This window comes from Methylobacterium sp. WL12 (genome assembly GCF_008039475.1).
In the GTDB taxonomy this organism is placed as follows: domain Bacteria; phylum Pseudomonadota; class Alphaproteobacteria; order Rhizobiales; family Beijerinckiaceae; genus Methylobacterium; species Methylobacterium cerastii.
In genome coordinates this window covers 52880-72515 of sequence record NZ_VRUW01000001.1, presented here as the reverse complement: position 1 = coordinate 72515, position 19636 = coordinate 52880, and the positions used below count along the sequence as shown (strand labels likewise).

9 protein-coding genes are annotated in these 19636 nt (G+C 69.3%); 4 read left to right on the top strand and 5 right to left on the bottom strand.

Translation table 11 applies throughout. The features are described from left to right. Positions 1–3: 3 nt before the first annotated feature. The 5 genes from FV226_RS00280 to gyrA all read right to left on the bottom strand — a co-directional run bounded on the left by FV226_RS00280 (position 4) and on the right by gyrA (position 5563). Positions 4–507 carry a hypothetical protein gene (locus FV226_RS00280; RefSeq protein WP_147761337.1) on the bottom strand — a complete coding sequence of 168 codons (504 nt, stop codon included), beginning with the start codon at positions 505–507 and terminating at the stop codon, positions 4–6. A gap of 6 nt (positions 508–513) precedes the next feature. Beyond that, positions 514–1062, bottom strand: coding sequence for a peptidylprolyl isomerase (locus tag FV226_RS00275; protein ID WP_147761336.1), 549 nt, complete (start codon positions 1060–1062; stop codon positions 514–516). A gap of 31 nt (positions 1063–1093) precedes the next feature. Then, positions 1094–1597, bottom strand: a complete 504-nt coding sequence (coaD, locus tag FV226_RS00270; RefSeq protein ID WP_147761335.1) for a pantetheine-phosphate adenylyltransferase — start codon at positions 1595–1597, stop codon at positions 1094–1096. Positions 1598–1752: 155 nt separating this feature from the next. Then, on the bottom strand, positions 1753–2586 hold the full coding sequence (locus FV226_RS00265; RefSeq protein ID WP_147761334.1) for a porin family protein: 834 nt from the start codon (positions 2584–2586) through the stop codon (positions 1753–1755). A gap of 241 nt (positions 2587–2827) precedes the next feature. Continuing rightward, positions 2828–5563, bottom strand: a complete 2736-nt coding sequence (gene gyrA, locus FV226_RS00260) for a DNA gyrase subunit A (RefSeq protein ID WP_147761333.1) — start codon at positions 5561–5563, stop codon at positions 2828–2830. A 419-nt stretch (positions 5564–5982) separates the two neighbouring features. Here gyrA and treZ point away from each other — a divergent pair, with 419 nt between their 5' ends. The 4 genes from treZ to treS all read left to right on the top strand — a co-directional run bounded on the left by treZ (position 5983) and on the right by treS (position 19585). Continuing rightward, positions 5983–7788 (top strand): malto-oligosyltrehalose trehalohydrolase, encoded by a 1806-nt coding sequence (gene treZ / locus FV226_RS00255; RefSeq protein ID WP_147761332.1) that lies wholly within the window; start codon positions 5983–5985, stop codon positions 7786–7788. Then, on the top strand, positions 7785–12671 hold the full coding sequence (locus FV226_RS00250) for a malto-oligosyltrehalose synthase (protein WP_147761331.1): 4887 nt from the start codon (positions 7785–7787) through the stop codon (positions 12669–12671). Before treZ ends, FV226_RS00250 begins: the two co-directional genes overlap by 4 nt. Positions 12672–12763: 92 nt before the next feature. Continuing rightward, positions 12764–16162, top strand: coding sequence for a maltotransferase domain-containing protein (locus FV226_RS00245; protein WP_147761330.1), 3399 nt, complete (start codon positions 12764–12766; stop codon positions 16160–16162). Positions 16163–16321: 159 nt separating this feature from the next. Further along, positions 16322–19585 carry a maltose alpha-D-glucosyltransferase gene (gene treS, locus FV226_RS00240; RefSeq protein WP_147761329.1) on the top strand — a complete coding sequence of 1088 codons (3264 nt, stop codon included), beginning with the start codon at positions 16322–16324 and terminating at the stop codon, positions 19583–19585. Positions 19586–19636 lie beyond the last annotated feature (51 nt).

Below are 19636 nucleotides of genomic sequence, written 5' to 3'. Positions count from 1 at the left end.
CCGTCATCCGGGTCGGTTCGCGACGACCTTCCGGTAGACGAAACGTAGGGCGACGGGTCGCCCGGCGATCGCTCGGCCGAGGCCGGGCGTGATGCGCGCCGGCAGGCAACGGCTCAGGCCGTCGAGGGTCGCATGCACCAGGGTCGGGCGCGTCTTGGGCCCGACGCCCCTCGCATACGTGATCCGCGGCGGCCCGATCAAGCTCCCGTCCCGCCGGAGCGACAGGCGGGCGGTGATCTCGATGTCGGGCGCGTCCTCGAGCGAGGCCGGAGGGCGCCAGCACGCTGCGAGCGCCGGATAGAGCTCGGCCAGCGTGTTCGCGCGGGGGACGGGGCGTGTCTCAAGCGGCACCACGATCGTCGCCCGCAGGGTCTGCGGGAGGCTCAGCGGGTAGCCGGGCCCCTCGCCGTCGAGGGCATAGCCGTAGAACGGCTGGCCGTCCCACGCACCCGCCGAAGCGGGCGCGAGGGCGGCCAGCAGCGCCGCCGCCGCGCGCCGCCCTCGCATCGCGGCTTACTTCGCCTTCTCGGCCAGCTGCATCTTGACGATCTTGTCCGGGTTCTGGACCGCGCCGCCGGCCGCGCCGGGGGCGGCCCTCTTGATCTTGTCGACGACGTCCATGCCGTCGGAGACGAGGCCGACCACGGTGTACTGCCCGTTCAGGAACGACGCATCGCCGAGGCAGATGAAGAACTGCGAGTTGGCCGAGTTCGGGTCCGACGAGCGGGCCATGCCGACGGTGCCGCGGCGGAACTGCGCCGAAGAGAACTCGGCCGGGATGTCGGGCAGGCTCGATCCGCCGGTGCCGTTGCCCTTCGGGTCGCCGGTCTGCGCCATGAAGCCGTCCATGACCCGGTGGAACTTAAGGCCGTTGTAGAAGCCCTGAGCGATCAGCGTCTTGAGCTGCTTGACGTGCTTGGGCGCGATGTCGGGGCGCAGCTCGATGGTGACGCGGCCGTCCTTCGTGTCGAGGAAGACGGTGTTGGCGTCGGCGGCGCGGGCGGCCGAGCTGCCCACGGCGAGGGAGATCGCGAGCGCGAAAAATGCGGTGCGGCGGTTCATGGGGAATCGTCTCCTTGGAAGGGGTGGTGGCCTAGCTTCGGCTTGCGAAGCGGGCCGCGAGACGTTCGGCCACCTGGTGCGGCACGAAGGGCGACACGTCGCCGCCCATGGCCGCGATCTGGCGGACGAGCGTCGCGGTGATCGGGCGGACCTGGATCGAGGCCGGCAGGAACACGGTCTGGATTTCGGGGGCCATCGCGCCGTTCATGCCGGCGAGCTGCATCTCGTAGTCGAGGTCGGTGCCGTCGCGCAGCCCGCGGATGAACAGGCTAGCCTTGCAGCGGCGGGCCGCGCTCACCGCGAGGTCGTCGAAGGTGGCGATCTCAAGCTCCGTCCCCTCGGCCTCGGCCAGGGGCCGGCAGGTCTCGATCAGCAGCTCGGCTCGTTCTTCGGCGGTGAAGAGCGGCGCCTTGCCGGGGTGGACGCCGATCGCGATGACGAGGCGCGGCACAAGCCGGCAGGCCTGGCGGACGACGTCGAGATGGCCGTTTGTGACCGGATCGAAGGAGCCGGCATAGAGCGCGATGCGGTTCATGCCCGCAACGCCCTAGAGGATTTTCATGACGAACGGAACCGCCGCTCCGGCCGAATGGGCCGGGAGCCCGAAACGCGAGAAGGGCGGAAGCTTGTGCCTCCGCCCTCCTCGCGTGTTCCGATCGATGCAGGCGCCTGGGCGCTTGGCGGTAGATCCTAGTAGGTGCCGAACTTGTAGTTGATGCCGGCGCGAGCGAGGCTGCCCTCGGTCGAGACGCGCGAGATGTAGCCGATCCCCGGGGTGCCGGCCGGGCCGACGTTGGCGACGACGAGGTTGCGGCTTCCGAGGTCGTAGCGGATGTACTCGCCCTTGATCGTCACGGCGCTGGCACGGAAGACGTTCAGGAAGGACTCCGTCGGCAGCGCGTACTCGATGCCGCCGCCGTAGGCGTAGCCGGTTTCCATGTTGGAGCGGCGGGCGGCATAGGTCACCGGCGCGCCGGTCTGGAAGGTGATGGACTGTGTCACGTCTCCGTAGGCGAAGCCGCCGGTGCCGTACACGAACACCCGGTCGAAGGCGTAGCCGACGCGGCCGCGCACCGTGCCGAGGTAGTTGAGCTCGGTGCGGTAGCTGTTGGTCAGGACGTTGGCGTTGAAGACGGGGTTGAAGATCGTCTCGGTGCGGCGGTGCTGCAGATCGGTGTACTGCGCGTCGGCCTCGACGCCGACGACGATGCCGGAGCCCGGCGTGAACTGGAAATTGTAGCCGATCTGGCCGCCGCCGGTGAAACCGTCCTGCGGCAGCGGCACGCTCGGGCGGCGCAGGTTGCGGTCGACGTTGAGCTGCAGGGCGCCGATGCCGGCGGTGCGGACGTTGTCACGCTCCGAGAAGGCGTAGCCGGCGTTCGCGCCGAGGTAGAAGCCGGTCCAGGTGAAGACCGGGACGGGCGTGAACACCGGCGGCGGCGCGCGGCGCGGAAGGTCGGCGGCGCCGGCGGCGGCTGCGAGGGCCGTCGATGCGACGGCGGCGAGGGCGATGGACTTCAGCACGGGCGGCATCCGGGGTTGGTGTCTGGTGTTGCCGACCAGTAACCCCAACAGCCTCCTCTATGATATGACTTAACGGCAACACTCGGAAACAGGCGTTTTCTGAATTTCCGTGACATGCCGTAGATCTATACGCTACGTTTCTTACAGAAAATTCATCCGTCGAATCTGAACTTTTTTGCGACCGCATCGCGCGGCGGCGCGGCCCTGCAGGACGACCGAGCCGTCCTGCAGGGCGCCTCGCTCACACCGCCTCGTCGGCGATCTCGCCGCCCTCGTCCTCGCCGGCGATGTGCTCGACCGAGACGACGCGCTCGTCCTTGGCGGTGTCGAACACCGTAACGCCCTGCGAGGCGCGGCCGACGACGCGGATGTCGTCCACCGGCACGCGGATCAGTTGCCCGGCATTGGTCACGAGCATGATCTGGTCGCTCGGCTCGACCGGGAAGGAGGCGACGAGGTTGCCGTTGCGGGCGTTGACCTCCATCGCCTTGATGCCCTTTCCGCCGCGGCCCGAGGTCCGGTACTCGAACGACGAGGTCCGCTTGCCGTAGCCGCGCTCGGCGAGCGTCAGCACGAACTGCTGGTTGGCGCCCATCTCGGCGTAGCGCTCCTGCGACAGCAGCGGCGCGTCGGTGGCGGCCTCCTCGGCGTCGGCGTCGTTCGCTTCGGGCGCGGTGTCGCCGATGACGGCGCGCTGCATCTTGAGGAAGCCGACCCGCTCCTCGGGTGTCGCCTCGAAGCTGTTCAGGATCGTCATCGAGATGACGCGGTCGCCCTTGCCGAGGCTGATGCCTCGCACGCCGGTGGAATCGCGGCCCTTGAAGACGCGGACGTCCTCGACCGGGAAGCGGATGCACTGGCCGAGCGCGGTGGTCAGCAGCACGTTCTGCTCGGGGCGGCAGATCTCGACGTGGACGATGTGGTCGCCCGGATCGAGCTTCATCGCGATCTTGCCGTTGCGATTCACCTGCACGAAGTCGGACAGCTTGTTGCGTCGGACGCCGCCCGAGGCGGTCGCGAACATCACGTCCAGCGTCTCCCAGGAGCTCTCGTCCTCGGGCAACGGCATGATCGTGGTGATGCGCTCGGCCTGGTCCTGCAGCTGCAGGATGTTGACCAGCGCCTTGCCGCGGGCGTTCGGCGCCGCCATCGGCAGGCGCCAGACCTTCTCCTTGTAGGCCTGGCCCTGGCTGGAGAAGAACAGCACCGGCGTGTGCGTGCTCGCCACGAACAGGCGGGTGACGAAATCCTCCTCGCGGGTCGACATGCCGGAGCGGCCCTTGCCGCCGCGTCGCTGGGCCCGATAGGTCGAGAGCGGCACGCGCTTGACGTAGCCGGCGTGGCTCACGGTGACGACCATGTCCTCGCGCTGGATCAGGTCCTCGTCGTCGACGCTGGAATCGTAGTCGAGGATCACCGTCCGCCGCGGGGTGGCGAACTGAGTGCGCACCTCGGCGAACTCGTCCTTGACGATGGTCTGGATGCGTGACCGCGAGCGCAGGATGTCGAGGTAGTCGGCGATCTCGTCGGCGAGCGACTTAAGCTCGTCGCCGACCTCGTCGCGGCCCAGAGCCGTCAGGCGCTGCAGGCGCAGGTCGAGGATCGCGCGGGCCTGCACCTCCGAGAGCCGGTAGGTGCCGTCGTCCTTCACGCGGTGGCGCGGATCGTCCACCAGCGCGATGAGGGGTGCGATGTCGTGGGCCGGCCAGTCGCGCGCCATCAGCGCCTCGCGCGCCGAGTTCGGATCGGGCGAGGTGCGGATCAGGCGGATCACCTCGTCGATGTTGGCCACCGCGATGGCGAGGCCGCACAGGACGTGGGCGCGCTCTCGGGCCTTGTTCAGCAGGAACTTGGTGCGGCGGGAGACGACCTCCTCGCGGAAGTCGATGAAGGCCTGGAGCAGGTCCTTCAGGTTCATCAGCTCGGGGCGTCCGCCGTTCAGCGCCACCATGTTGCAGCCGAAGGAGGATTGCAGCGGCGTGAAGCGGTAGAGCTGGTTCAGCACCACCTCCGCCATCGCGTCGCGCTTGATCTCGACGACGATGCGCATGCCGTCGCGGTCGGATTCGTCGCGCAGGTCCGAGATGCCCTCGACGCGCTTCTCCTTGACCAGCTCGGCGATCTTCTCGACCAGCGTGGCCTTGTTCACCTGGTACGGAATCTCGGTGAAGATCAGCGCCTCGCGCTCCTTGCGCAGCTCCTCCACGTGGGACTTGGCCCGCATGATGATCGAGCCTCGTCCGGTGGCGTAGGCCAACCGCGTGCCGGCGCGCCCGAGGATCGAGCCGCCGGTCGGGAAGTCCGGCCCGGGCACGATCTCGGTCAGCTGCTCGATGGTCAGGCTGGGATCGTCGATCAGCGCGATGCAGGCGTCGATGAGTTCGCCGAGGTTGTGCGGCGGGATGTTGGTCGCCATGCCGACGGCGATGCCGCCGGCGCCGTTGACGAGAAGGTTCGGGAAGCGCGCCGGCAGCACCGAGGGCTCTTCGCGCGACTCGTCGTAGTTCGGCTGGAAGTCGACGGTGTTCTTGTCGATGTCGGCGAGCAGCGCGGTCGCGGGCTTGGCCAGGCGCGATTCCGTGTAGCGCATGGCGGCGGCCGGATCGCCGTCGACGGAGCCGAAGTTGCCCTGCCCGTCGATGAGCATCAGGCGCATCGAGAAGTCCTGCGCCATGCGGACCAAGGCGTCGTAGATCGATTGGTCGCCGTGCGGGTGGTAGAGGCCGATCACGTCGCCGACGATGCGGGCCGACTTGACGTACTTGCGCTCGGGCAGGTGCCCGCTCTCGTAGGCCGCGAACAGGATGCGCCTGTGCACCGGCTTGAGGCCGTCGCGCGCATCCGGCAGCGCCCGGCTCACGATCACGCTCATCGCGTAGTCGAGGTAGGACCGGCGCATCTCGTCGGTGATGGAAACGGGCTTGATGTCGCTGGCGGGCGGCGGCGTGCCGGCCCCTGTCTCGTCGTTGTCGGCCAAGGGCTTTATCCGTGTGGCGAAGGCCCCGCGTCCGGAGCCGGTGTCTGGTGCGGCGCACGCCGAAAGGCCGCGGGCGGCACGACGTGGGGGAAGACGAATGATATCAGACGGTTAATTATTCCTCCCGCGGCACCGGCGCAAGCACCTGATCCACCCCTGTCCGGCGCTCTTTTCGAGAGCGTCAACGACGCTCGCAACCGTAGGATCGCGTGCCGGAGCGTGCATCTCCACAGACCGGCCAAGCTCGCCCCGGAACGCTGCCGAACGATCCGCAAGGTTTGGGTGCGGTGCGGGGAACAACAGCTGGGCCGGCAGCTTCTGTGACAGATGTGGCTGTTCACACCCGGCTCCGCGTCGGGGATCGCCTCTGCGCGATTCGAACCGGCCACGAGCCCTGAAACGATGAGGATGCTGGCCTGATGCGGCGCACGCACAACATGCCCTTCGGCGCCGAGATCGCCGGCGACGGCGTCCGCTTCGCGCTCTGGGCGCCGACCGCCGAGGACGTCACCCTGGTGGTCGACGGCGCCGACCACGCGATCCCCGACGCCGACGAGGGCTGGCGCCGGACGACCGTGCCGGGGGTGGCGGCCGGCGCGCGCTACGGCTTCCGAATCGACGGCGACCTCGTGGTGCCCGATCCCGCCTCGCGCTTCCAACCGGACGACGTCTCGGGGCTGTCCGAGGTGGTCGACCCGTCGGCATTCGCCTGGACCGACGCCGCCTGGACCGGCCGTCCGTTCGAGGAGGCGGTGATCTACGAGACGCATGTCGGCACGGCGACGCCTGAGGGCACCTATGCCGGCCTTCAGGCGCGCCTTCCCGACCTCAAGGCGCTCGGCGTCACAGCGATCGAGCTGCTGCCGCTCGCCGACTTCAAGGGGACCCGCAACTGGGGCTACGACGGCGTGCTGCCCTACGCGCCGGACGCCGCCTACGGCCGCCCCGACGACCTCAAGCGCCTGATCGACGCGGCCCACGGCCTCGGGCTGATGGTCTACCTCGACGCGGTCTACAACCACTTCGGGCCAGCCGGGAACTACCTCCACGCCTACGCCAAGAGCTTCTTCACCGAACGTCACCAGACTCCGTGGGGCGCCGGCATCAACTTCGACGGCAAGGAGAGCGGCCACACCGTGCGGCAGTTCTTCATCCAGAACACGCTGTACTGGCTCGGCGAATACCATTTCGACGGCATCCGCTTCGACGCGGTGCACGCGATCCTCGACGATTCGCCCAAGCACTTCCTGGCCGAGCTCGGCGAGACGGTGCGGGCGACCTTCCCTGATCGACAGATCCACTTGATGCTGGAGAACGAGGCCAACCAAGCGCGCTGGCTCGAGCGCGATGCGACCGGCAAGCCCGTCCAGCACGACGCGCAGTGGGCGGACGACTTGCACCATTGCTGGCATGTTCTGCTGACGGGCGAGGATTCCGGCTACTACGAGAGCTTCAGCGACAAGCCGGTCGAGCGTCTGGCCCGCTGCCTGTCGGAGGGCTTCGCCTACCAGGGCGAGCCCTTCAAGACGCTGGGCGACCATCCCCGCGGCGAGCCCTCGGCGCACCTGCCACCGACCGCGTTCGTCACCTTCCTGCAGAACCACGACCAAGTCGGCAACCGGGCGCTCGGCGAGCGCCTGAGCCACCTCGCCGACCCGGCGAGGCTCGACCTAGCCCGCGCCGGCTTGCTGCTCGCGCCCCAGATCCCGATGCTGTGGATGGGCGAGGAGTGGTCGGCCTCGACGCCGTTCCTGTTCTTCGTCGACTTCGCGCCGGACGAGGACCTGAACAAGGCCGTGCGCGAGGGACGCCGCAAGGAGTTCAAGAGTTTCGCGGCCTTCGCCGACGACACCTCGGTGATCCCCGACCCGACCGAGGCCGAGACCTTCGAAGCCTCGAAGCTCGATTGGGCGGAGCGCGAGCGATCCCCCCATCGCGAGGTCCTGGCCGAGACGACGCGCCTGCTGGCCCTGCGCCGGGACGTGGTGGTGCCGCTTGCCAAGTCCGGCTATCGCGGGGCCAAGGCGAACCTGCCCCGTGCAGACGTCGTAGACTGCACCTGGTCCTACGACGGCGGGACGCTGCGCTTCGTCGCCAACGTCGGCAACGGGCCGTATTCCGTCGAGGCCGGCGACGACACGCTGGTTTGGACCAATGCGCCGGACGGCACCGGTGCAATTTTGCCCGCTTGGACGGGCGTATTCCTGACGAAAGCGGCCCGATGAGCAGCGCACTGCAACGCCTGGCCGACCTGGCCGGCATCGCCGACGGCTACGTCGACGCCTTCGGCAAGCCGGTCGAGACCCCGCTCGAGGTTCGCCGCGGCATGCTCGCCGCGCTGGGCTTCGCGGTCGAGAGCGACGACGCCGTCGCCCGCAGCCTCGCCGAGGCCGAAGCGTTGCGGAACGGCCTGATCCCGCCGTTGCTCCCGGTCGAGGCGCGCCGCGCCGCCCGCGTGCCGGTCCGCGGCGAAGGGACTGTGAACTGGCGCCTCGTCGACGAGCGCGGCAGCGCCCGCGAGGGCCGGGCCGCCCTGTCGGGCGACACCGCCGGCTTCGAGCTTCCGCCGCTGACGCCGGGCTACCACCACCTCACGGTGACGCTCGGCGACCGCACGGCGCAGGCCTGGATCATCTCCGCTCCGCAGCGCTGCTGGCGTCCGCGCGCCTACGCCGACGAGGGTGCGAGCGATTGGGGTCTCGCCGCCCAGCTCTACGGGCTGCGCTCGGACGACAACCTCGGCATCGGCACCTATGCCGACGCCGGCCACGCGGCGCACGATGCGGGCCTGCGCGGCGCCTCTTTCCTCGGCCTCAGCCCGGTCCACGCGCTGTTCTCCGCCGACCGCACGAAGATTTCGCCCTATTCACCGTCCTCGCGCCTGTTCCTCGACACGCTGTTCATCGCGCCGCGAAGCCTTCCGGGCTTCGCCGGCTCGCGGGCGGAGGCGTTGCTCCTCGAGATGGCGCCCCGTGTGGAAGCCATTCGCGACGCGGCGCTCGTCGATCACCAGGGCGTATGGGACGTGCTCTCGCCGGTGCTTCGGGCGCTGTGGGACGAGTCCGACGCCAAGCGCGGCGCGGATGCCGGCTTCACGGCGTTTCGCGCGGAGGGCGGCGAGGACCTGCAATCTCACGCCACGTTCGAGGCCCTGTCGGAGCACTTCAAGGGGCAGGGCGCCCAGTGGCTCGGCGACTGGCCCGAGGCCTATCGGCGCGCCGGGACCGAGGCCGTCGTCGCCTTCGCGGAGGAGCACCGGGACGCGGTCTCTTATCACGCGTGGTTGCAGTACCTCGCCGACCGGCAACTCGCCGACGCGTCGGCGCGGGCGCTCGCCACCGGCATGCGGATCGGCCTCTATCGAGACCTCGCGGTCGGCGCCGACCGCGGCGGCTCCGAGATCTGGTCGCATCCCGAGCGTTTCGCCGACCGCGTCTCGATCGGCGCGCCGCCCGACCTGCTGGCGCCCAAGGGCCAGGATTGGGGCCTGCCGGCGTTCGACCCGCTCGAGATGGAGCGCGACGGGCTCGCCGCCTTCCGGGCGCTGGTACGCGCCAACATGCGCCATGCCGGCGCGATCCGCATCGACCACGCCTTCCAGCTCGCCCGCCTGTTCCTGATCCCGCTGGGCGGCGGCGCAAAGGACGGCGCCTACGTGGCGATGCCGTTCGAGCCGATGATCGCGGTGCTGCGGCTGGAGAGCCATCGAAACAAGTGCCTCGTCATCGCCGAGGATCTCGGCACCGCGCCGCAGGGCTTCTCCGACGCGCTGATGCAGGCCGGCATCCTGAGCTACCGCATCCTCGCCTTCGAACGCGAGCAGGACGGGCGGTTCAAGGCCCCCGACGCCTACCCGCGTGACGCGCTCACCGCGATCACCACCCACGACCTGCCGACCTTCGTCGGCTGGTGGCGCGGGGTCGACACCGACACGCGCCAGTCGCTCGGCCTCTACGACGCCGAGCGGGCCGAGGCCGAGCGGACCGAGCGGGTCACCGAGCGCCGCCGCCTGTCGGAGGCGCTGGCCGGCCAGCAGCTCATCGTCGGCGCCGAGCCGCCGGACGTCGCGCCGTTCGAGGCCGCGGCGCGCTACCTCGCCCGCGCCCCGTCGATGTTGACGGCGGTGCAGTACGAGGACGTGGTGTCCGAGCTGAGCCAGGCCAACGTTCCGGGCTCGACCGAGGGCTATCCGAACTGGCGGCGCAAGCTCGACCGCGACCTGAACGCCATCGCCGCCCCCGGCGGCCCGCTGGCGAAGCTCGCCGCTTCGCTGTCTGCCGAGGATCGTGGCCCGCGCTCGGGCGCTGCGCGTCTCGCGACGGCGCCGCCGCGGGCGACCTATCGGCTCCAATTCCACAAGGACTTCACCTTCGCCGACGCGGAGAGGATCGTCCCGTATCTCGCCAAGCTCGGCATCAGCCACGTCTACGCCTCGCCGCTGCAGAAGGCGCGGCCCGGCTCGACTCACGGCTACGACATCGTCGACCACGGGGCGATCAACCCGGAACTCGGCGGCGAGGCCGGCTTCGTCCGCCTGTCGGACGCCCTGCGGGCGCACGGGCTGAAGCTCCTCCTCGACATCGTCCCGAACCACATGGGCGTCGGCGGCGCCGACAACCCGTGGTGGCTGTCGGTGCTCGAATGGGGCGCGCTCTCGCCCTTCGGCCACGCCTTCGACATCGACTGGGAGCGCCTGGGTGCCAACCGCAACCTCGTCATCCCCTTCCTCGGCGAGCGCTACGGCGAGGCGCTGGAGAACGGTAACCTCGAACTCAAGTTCGACGCAGAGGCCGGCGCCTTCAGCGTGTGGCACTACGAGCATCAGTTCCCCATCCGCCCGCTGAACTACCCGACGATCCTCAACCGGGTGCTCGCGGCGCTCGGCGACGTGGACGAGGAGGCGCAGGGCGAGCTGCTGGCCATCTCCGAGCGCCTGCGCGCCATGGGTGCCGAGACCGACCCGAAACGGCGTCACGCCTTCCCCGAGGAGGCCGAGGGGCTGAAGCGGCGTCTCGCCGCCGTCTGTGCGGTGTCGCCTGAAATCCGCGCCGCCGTCGACCGCAGCTTGAAGCTGCTCAACGGCTTCAAGGGCCGTCCCGACAGCTTCGGCCCGCTCCATCGGCTGCTCGAAAGTCAAGCCTACCGCTTGGCGCATTGGCGCGTCGCGTCGAGCGACATCAACTATCGGCGCTTTTTCGACGTGAACTCCCTTGCGGGCCTTCGCGTCGAGCTGAACGACATCTTCCACCGCTCGCACGAGACCGTGTTCCGGCACGTCCGCGAGGGGCGGATCGACGGCCTGCGCATCGACCATATCGACGGGCTGGCCGACCCGCAGGGCTACGCGCGGGCGCTGCAGGCCGCCGTTGGGCCGGGCTTCTACGTCGTCGTGGAGAAGATTTTGGAGCCGGGCGAGAAGCTTCGGCCCTGGCCTGTGGCCGGCACCACCGGCTACGACGTGCTGAACCACCTCGACGGCATTCTGGTCGATCAGGGCAAGCGCGGGAAGATCAAGCGTCTCTACGAGTGGGCCACCGGCTACGACGAGCCCTACGGCTTCCAGCTTCGCGCCGCGAAGGCCGAGATCCTGGAGATCAGCTTCGCGAGCGAACTCGAGGTGCTGACCAGCGACCTCAAGGAGATCGCCGACGCCGACCGGCGCACGCGCGACTTCTCGGTCAACGCGATCCGCCGGGCGCTGATCGAGATCATCGCCCGCTTCCCGACCTATCGCAGCTACCTGCCGCCGGACCTCGACGAGAGCGACGTCGAGGCCGAGGACATCCGGTTGATCGAGGGCGCGGTCGCCAAGGCCAAGCGCTGGTCTGCGTTGCCGGACCGCTCGGTGCACGACTTCGCCGCCGCCGCCCTGATCGGACGGATTGAGACCGCCGGTCCCGGCAGGCCCGATCCGAGTGTGATCCTGCGCTTCCGCCGCCGCTTCCAGCAGCTCACCGGCCCGGTGATGGCCAAGAGCCTGGAGGACACGCTGTTCTACCGCTACGCGATGCTGCTCGGCCTCAACGAGGTCGGCGGCGACCCGGGCGAGTATGGGCTGGACGCCGAGCACTTCCACGGCCTGCAGGCGGCGCGCGCCCGCGACTGGCCGAACGCCATGATCACCACGGCGACGCACGACACCAAGCGCGGCGAGGATGCACGCACGCGCCTGCTCGCCCTGTCCGAGCTGCCGGAGGAGTGGGCCCGGGCCTGGGACCTCTGGCGCACGGTCGCCGGCCCGCATCTCGCGAGCATCGACGACGAGCCAGCGCCGGACGCCAACGACCAGTGGATGTTCTTCCAGGCTATCCTAGGGGCGTGGCCGCTCGAGTTGCTCGACGCCGACGCGCCCGACGCGATCGAGGACTTCCGCAAGCGCCTGACTGCCTACAGCGAGAAGGCGATGCGCGAGGGCAAGCGCCGGTCGAGCTGGGTTAACGTCGACGCGGCCTACGAGGGCGCGGTCGCCAAGCTGTTCGAGGCGCTGATCGCACCGGGCTCCGCGTTCCTGGCCCAGCTCCGGCCGTTCGCCCGCCGCCTCGCCCATCTCGGCATGATCGCCGGCCTCGGCCGCACGGTCCTCAAATGCACGCTGCCGGGTCTTCCCGACGTGTACCAGGGCACCGAGTTCTGGGACTTCTCGTTCGTCGACCCCGACAACCGCCGGCCGGTGGACTACCCGGCCCTCGAACGCGCCCTCTCCGATGAGGGGGCCGTGCCCGGGCTGCTTTCGCGTTGGCCGGACGGGCGTGTGAAGCAGGCCACCCTGGCGCGACTGCTCGCCGACCGCGCCGCGCGGCCGGCCTTCTACGCCGAGGCCGACTATCGCGCGATCGAGGCCGCCGGCCCGCGGGCCGAGAACGTGATCGCCTACCTGCGGTCCGACGCGAGCACGGAGGGCGACCTGTTCGTCGCCGTCCCGCGCCTGGTCGCCGGATTGGTGACGGACGAAACGTGGTCCGGCGCAGGCTTTGCCGGCACGACCGTCGACCTCGGCGCCGGCACCCGCTGGCACGACATCGTCACGGGGGCCGACTACGAGGGGTCCGCGGATTTCGGAGCGCTGTTTTCCGCGCTTCCCTACGCCGTGCTCCGGCGCCGGACCTGAGACCCCGCGTGCCGTGCCGGATCATCGGACACGGCACGCACCCGGCATTCGGGCGTTAGCCGATGACGCCATCCCATATTTTCGAGGCCAGCATGAACGCACCGACAACCGCATCGAGGAAAGCCGCAGCGGACGGGGCGGCCCCCGTCTCGCCGCCGGCCGGCCTCGCGACGGGGGGCTCGGGAGCGCGCGTCCTGGGGCCGCGGATCTACAACCTGTTCCCGCTCCTCGTCGGGCGGGTGTCGGATTGGACGGCGGAGCTGCCGCGGATCGCGGAGCTCGGCTTCGATTGGGTCTACCTCAACCCGTTCCACGCCACCGGCGGGTCGGGCAGCCTCTACGCGGTCGCCGACCCGGAGCGCCTCGACGACCGCTTCCGCGACGACGACGGCACCGACGACGACGCGCAGATCCGGCGCTTCTGCGCCGCGGCCGAGGCGGCCGGCCTGTCGGTGATGACCGATCTCGTCATCAACCACACCGCCAACGACGGACGCCTCGCCCGCGAGCGGCCGGACTTGTTCGTCAAGGAGGCCGACGGCTCGATCGCGAGCCCGGCGGCGGTCGATCCCGACGACCCGACGATCCGCACCGTCTGGGGCGACTTGGCCGAGCTCGACTACCATTCCGAAGGTCCGCGCAACGAGCTGACCCGGATCTGGGACGCCTACATCGCCCACCTCCAGGGCCTCGGCGTCGCCGGCTTCCGCTGCGACGCCGCCTACAAGGTCCCGCCGGAGACCTGGCGCGCCCTGATCGGCCAGTCCAAGGCACGCGAGGCCGGCTGCCTCTTTGCCGCCGAGACGCTGGGCTGCACCTTCGAGGAGGCGAGGGCCACGGCCGGGGCGGGCTTCGACTACCTGTTCAACTCGTTCGCGTGGTGGGACCTGAAGAAGCCCTGGGCGTTGGAGCAGTACGAGCGCCTGCGCGTCATCGCCCCCTCGATCGCGTTCCCCGAGAACCACGACATGCCGCGTCTGGCGGCCAAGGTGACGGGCGCGGCAGACGTCGTCGCCGCGCAGCTGCGCAGCCGTTACGCGCTGGCCGCATTCTACTCGGCTGGCGTGCTGATGCCGATCGGTTACGAGTGGGGCTATCGCCGCCCGGTCCACGTCGTCGACACCACGCCGGCCGACCGCGAGTCAGACACCGGAATCGACATCTCGGCCTACGTCACCGCGATCAACGCGCTCCGCGCCGAGCTTCCCGCCGCGAACGTCGAGGGCGCGCAGGCGCACATCTCGTCGCCGGATGCGGACTTCGTCGCGCTCGCCCGCTACGACACCGGGCACCCGGCCTCCGCGCGGCACGCCGTGATCCTGATCTTCAACCCGACCGACAAGCCCGTGCCGGTCGATGCCGGCGCGCTGATCACCCGCACCGGCGGCATGCTCGGGCCGTTCGTCGATCGCACCCCCGAGGCCGAGCCGATCGCCTTCCATCCCGGCAGCGCCATCGACCTGGCGCCCGGCGAGCTGCGGATCATCAGCGCCGAGGCCGCTGTGGTGACGAAGCTGCCGAGCCGCGGCACGCCGGACGGCACGGGCCGCGTCGTGATCGAGGCGGTAGCGCCGGAACTCGACGGCGGCCGCTCCCCGGTCAAGCGCGTCGTCGGCGAGAGCTTCGTGGTCGAGGCCGACATCTTCTCGGACGGGCACGAGATCCTGAACGCCGCGATCCTCTCCCGCGTCGTCGGCGCGACCGAGTGGCGGCGCGACCCGATGGTGTTCGTCGACAACGACCGCTGGGCCGGGCATTTCCCGCTGGAGAAGAACGCCCGCTACGAGTTCACCATCGAGGGCTGGCGCGACGGCTTCTCCTCGTGGATGCGCGACACCCTGAAGAAGCGTGACGCCGGAGTGGACGTGCGCCTCGAGACCATCGAGGGCGTTACCCTGGTCCAGACTGCCGCCGACCTCGCCGAGGGACGCGACAAGGAGCGGCTGCACGCGCTCGTCGCCGCGCTCGGCGCCGAGGAGACCGGCTCCGCCGCCCAGCTCGACCGCATCCTCGTCCCGGATTCTGCCAGCCTCGTGCGCCGCAACGCCGAGCGGGTGAACGCCTCGCGCTATCCCGTCGTCGCGCAGGTGATCGCCGACCGTCTCGCGGCCCGGTTCTCGGCCTGGTACGAGATCTTTCCGCGCTCGCAATCGATGGACGTGAACCGCCACGGCACCTTCGACGACGTGATCGGCCGCCTGCCGGAGATCCGCGAGCTCGGCTTCGACGTGCTGTACTTCACCCCGATCCATCCGGTCGGGCGCACCAACCGCAAGGGCAAGAACAACACCCTGAAGGCGCTGCCGGGGGACGTCGGCTCGGTCTACGCGGTCGGCACCGAGGAGGGCGGCCACGAAGCGGTCCACCCCGATCTCGGCACGCTCGCCGACTTCGAACGCCTCGTCGCGGCGAGTCACGCCCACGGTATGGAGGTCGCCCTCGACTTCGCGATCCAGTGCTCGCCCGACCACCCCTGGATCAAGAACCATCCCGAATGGTTCGAGTGGCGCCCGGACGGGACGCTGAAGTTCGCCGAGAACCCGCCGAAAAAGTATGAGGACATCTCGAACGTCCACTTCTACGGCGGCGCGCTGCCGTCGCTGTGGATCGAGCTGCGCAACATCCTGCTCGGCTGGTGCTCGCGCGGCGTGCGCATCTTCCGCGTCGACAACCCGCACACCAAGCCGATCCCGTTCTGGGAATGGGTGATCGCCGAGGTGAACGGCCGCTACCCCGACGCGCTCTTCCTCGCGGAGGCCTTCACCCGGCCGAAGATGATGAAGAAGCTCGCCAAAGCCGGCTACCAGCAGAGCTACACCTACTTCACTTGGCGCAACACCAAGGCAGAGCTGACGTCCTACGCGATGGAGCTCGCCGGCGAGATGGGCGAGTACTACCGCCCGAACTTCTTCGCCAACACGCCGGACATCAACCCGCACTACCTCCAGACCAGCGGGCAGGCGGGCTTCGTCGTGCGCGCGACGCTGGCTGCGACGCTGTCGTCGGTCTACGGCATCTACAACGGCTTCGAGCTGTGCGAGGCCGCGCCGTATCCCGGCAAGGAGGAATACCTCAACTCCGAGAAGTACGAGCTGAAGGCCTGGGACTACGACCGCCCCGGCAACATCCGCGAGCACATCGTCAAGCTCAACCAGATCCGTCGCGAGAACCCCGCGCTCTGGGACTTCCGCAACGTCGTCTTCACCGGCGCCTACAACGACGAGATCATCGCCTACGCCAAGACCACGCCCAATCGCGACAACTGCGTGTTCGTGATGGTCAACCTCGACCCGAAGAACCGCCAGGAATGCACCTACGAGGTGCCGCTCTGGCTGCTCGGCGAGGATGACGGCGGGGCGGTGGCGGTCGAGGACCTGCTCGACGGATACACGTTCGAGTTGCGCGGCAAGTCCCACCGCATCGCCCTCGATCCGGTCGAGCGGTCCTGCGTGATCTGGCGCCTCAGCCGTCCGAAGCGGGTTGCGGGCTGAAGCCGCCCGTGTAACCAGAAACGGCGCGCGATCGGCCCGGTCGGTCGCGCTGTCGCCACCATCCTGCGGTTAGACAGCTGCACACCGATCACGTGACGACCTCGTCGTGCGGGACCGGCCCGACAAGCCCCTGAATCCGACGTGCGAGGCAACGACGCGATGATCGATCGCAGCGATCCGCAATGGTACCGTGACGCCATCATCTACCAGATCCACGTCAAGTCGTTCTTCGACTCGAACAATGACGGGATCGGTGATTTCGAGGGCCTCACCCAGCGGCTGGACTATGTCCGAGACCTCGGCGTCACCGCCATCTGGCTGATGCCGTTCTACCCGTCCCCGTTGCGGGACGACGGCTACGACATCGCCGACTACGAGGAGGTCAACCCGTCCTACGGGACGATGGCGGACTTCCGCCGCTTCGTGGAAGCCGCGCACGAGCGCGGCCTGCGGGTGATCACCGAGCTCGTCATCAACCACACCTCGGACCAGCACCCGTGGTTCCAGCGCGCCCGCGAGGCGCCGGCCGGGTCGCCGGAGCGCGACTTCTACGTCTGGTCGGACACCGACACGCCATATTCCGACACGCGGATCATCTTCCTCGACACCGAGACCTCGAACTGGACCTGGGACCCGGTCGCCAAGCAGTACTTCTGGCACCGGTTCTACAGTCACCAGCCGGACCTGAACTTCGACAACCCGAAGGTGCTGGAAGCCGTCATCGAGACGATGCGCTACTGGCTCGACATGGGCGTCGACGGCCTGCGCCTGGACGCGATCCCCTACCTGATCGAGCGCGACGGCACGAACTGCGAGAACCTTCCCGAGACCCACACGGTCATCAAGGCGATCCGCGCGGCGCTCGACGCGAGCTATCCCGACCGGATGCTGCTGGCCGAGGCTAACCAGTGGCCGGAGGAGACCGCGCAGTATTTCGGCGACGGCGACGAATGCCACATGGCGTTCCACTTCCCGCTGATGCCGCGGATGTACATGGCGATCGCCCGGGAGGACCGGCACCCGATCACCGACATCATGCGCCAGACGCCCGAGATCCCGGAAGGGTGCCAATGGGCGATCTTCCTGCGAAACCACGACGAGCTGACGCTCGAGATGGTGACCGCGGAGGAGCGTGATTACCTCTGGTCGTTCTACGCCGCCGAGCGCCGCGCCCGCATCAACCTCGGCATCCGCCGCCGCCTCGCGCCGCTGCTCGAGAACGACCGGCGCAAGATCGAGCTGATGAAGTCCCTCGTCCTGTCCATGCCCGGAACGCCGGTGCTGTACTACGGCGACGAGATCGGTATGGGCGACAACATCTATCTCGGCGACCGCGACGGCGTGCGCACGCCGATGCAATGGTCGCCCGACCGCAACGGCGGCTTCTCGCGGGCCAACCCGCAGCGCCTGTTCCTGCCGGCGATCCAGGACCCGATCTACGGCTTCGACGCCCTGAACGTCGAGGCGCAGACGCAGTCGCAGACCAGCTTGCTGAACTGGACGCGGCGGATGATCGCCATCCGCAACAACAGCACGGCGTTGGGCCGCGGCTCGATGCAGTTCCTGTATCCTAGCAACCGCAAGGTGCTGGCCTGGATCCGCGAGTTCGAGGGCGAGCGCGTGCTCTGCGTCGCCAACCTGTCGCGCGCGCCGCAGGCGGTGCAGCTCGACCTGTCGGAGCTGCGCAGCGCGGTGCCGATCGAGCTCACCGGCGGCAGCGAATTCCCGCCGATCGGCGAGCTGCCCTACCTGCTCACCCTGCCGTCCTACGGTTTCTACTGGTTCTCGCTGTCGTCTGCGAACACCGGCACGGTCGGGCCGATGAAGGAGGCGCCCGAGCTGTTCACGCTCGTGCTCACCGGCGGCATCGAGAGCCTGATGGCCGGCCGCGAGCGCGTCGCCTTCGAGCGCACCGTGATCCCGCCCTTCATCGCCAGCCGTCGCTGGTTCGGCGCCAAGGGCTCGCGGATCAAGAGCGTGAAGGTCGTCGACTGCGCCACCGTGAAGGAGGCCGGCGGCGAAGCCCGCTTCCTGCTGCCGCGCATCGACGTGCAGCTCTCCAACGGCGAGCGGCAGCAATACTTCGTGCCCGTCGGCGTCGACGAGGGCCGCGAGGACGAGACGCTGCTCGAATTCGCCGTGGCGCGCGTGCGCCGCGGTCCACGCACCGGCTTGCTTTACGGGGCTGCGGCCTCGCCCGACTTCGCGATCTGCCTCGCCGAAGGCATGCGCGACGGCCGCGAGATCCCGACCGAGGGCGGCAAGCTCGTCCTCTCCTCGACTTCGGCGTTCGACCACAACGTGCCGTTCGAGGCCGCCGACGTGCGCCGGCTGTCGGCCGAGCAAAGCAACACCTCGATCGCCATCGGCGCGAAGATGATGCTCAAGCTGCTGCGCCGCCTGCAGCCGGGGACCCATCCCGAGGTCGAGGTCGGGCGCTTCCTCACCGAGGAGGCGAAGTTTCCGAACACGCCGGCGCTGCTCGGCACCCTGGAGCACGTCGCCGAGGACGGCACCCGCACGGCGCTCGCCGTGCTGCAGAGCTTCGTCCTGAACCAGGGCGACGCCTGGACGGTGATGCTCGAGGGCCTGCGCCGCGACTTCGAGACCGTGGTGCTGGCTCCCGAGAGCGAGGCGCCGACGCCGGAGGACGCGTTCCACGACCACCTGCGCTGGGCCGAACTCCTCGGGCGCCGCACCGCCGAGATGCACAACGCCTTCGCGATCGAGACAGCGGACGCGGCCTTCGCCGCCGAGCCGTTCACGGCCGACGACCTGGCGGTGCTCGGCGCCGACGCGAAGCATCAGGCCGACCGCGCTTTCCGCGGGCTCAAGGGCATCGCCGAGCGCGGGCTCGACGCCGGACGCCCGGCGAGCGCGGCTCTGGCCGAGCGCCGGGCCGAGGTCGACGCGCTGATCGCGTCGCTGACGCGCGATCCGCCGAAGGGTGCGTTCAAGACCCGCATCCACGGCGACTACCACCTCGGACAGGTGCTGGTATCGAGCGGCGACCTCGTACTGGTCGACTTCGAGGGCGAGCCCTCGCGGCCGGCCGACGAGCGCCGGGCGAAGTCGACGCCGCTGCGGGACGTCGCCGGGATGCTGCGCTCGTTCGCCTACGGCGCCGAGACGGTGACCCGCGAGATCGCCGGCCGCTTCGCCGATTCCGAGGAACGCGCGCGCAACGCGGCCCTCGCCTGGCGTGGCATGATCGATGCGGCGTTCCTCGAAGGATACGGAAACGCCGTCTCCGAGAGCCGCGCCGCCGTGACCGACCCGGCGACGCAGGACCGTCTGTTGCGCCTCTGCCTCCTGACGAAGGCGCTCTACGAGGTTGATTACGAGGCGAACAACCGCCCGGACTGGATCGAAATCCCCGCCCGTGGGGTTCTGACCATTCTGGAGGACGCCAAGGCGTCCTGATCCAAGGCGCGGGCCGCCGAGGCGAAAACGGCCTCCCCGGCCCGTGCGGAG

Excerpts from the sequence above, each read along its gene's own strand:
- FV226_RS00280 (WP_147761337.1), bottom strand. The coding sequence starts at position 507 with ATGCGAGGGCGGCGCGCGGCGGCGGCGCTGCTGGCCGCCCTCGCGCCC.
- FV226_RS00275 (WP_147761336.1), bottom strand. The coding sequence starts at position 1,062 with ATGAACCGCCGCACCGCATTTTTCGCGCTCGCGATCTCCCTCGCCGTG.
- coaD (WP_147761335.1), bottom strand. The coding sequence starts at position 1,597 with ATGAACCGCATCGCGCTCTATGCCGGCTCCTTCGATCCGGTCACAAAC.
- treZ (WP_147761332.1), top strand. The coding sequence starts at position 5,983 with ATGCGGCGCACGCACAACATGCCCTTCGGCGCCGAGATCGCCGGCGAC.
- FV226_RS00250 (WP_147761331.1), top strand. The coding sequence starts at position 7,785 with ATGAGCAGCGCACTGCAACGCCTGGCCGACCTGGCCGGCATCGCCGAC.
- FV226_RS00245 (WP_147761330.1), top strand. The coding sequence starts at position 12,764 with ATGAACGCACCGACAACCGCATCGAGGAAAGCCGCAGCGGACGGGGCG.
- treS (WP_147761329.1), top strand. The coding sequence starts at position 16,322 with ATGATCGATCGCAGCGATCCGCAATGGTACCGTGACGCCATCATCTAC.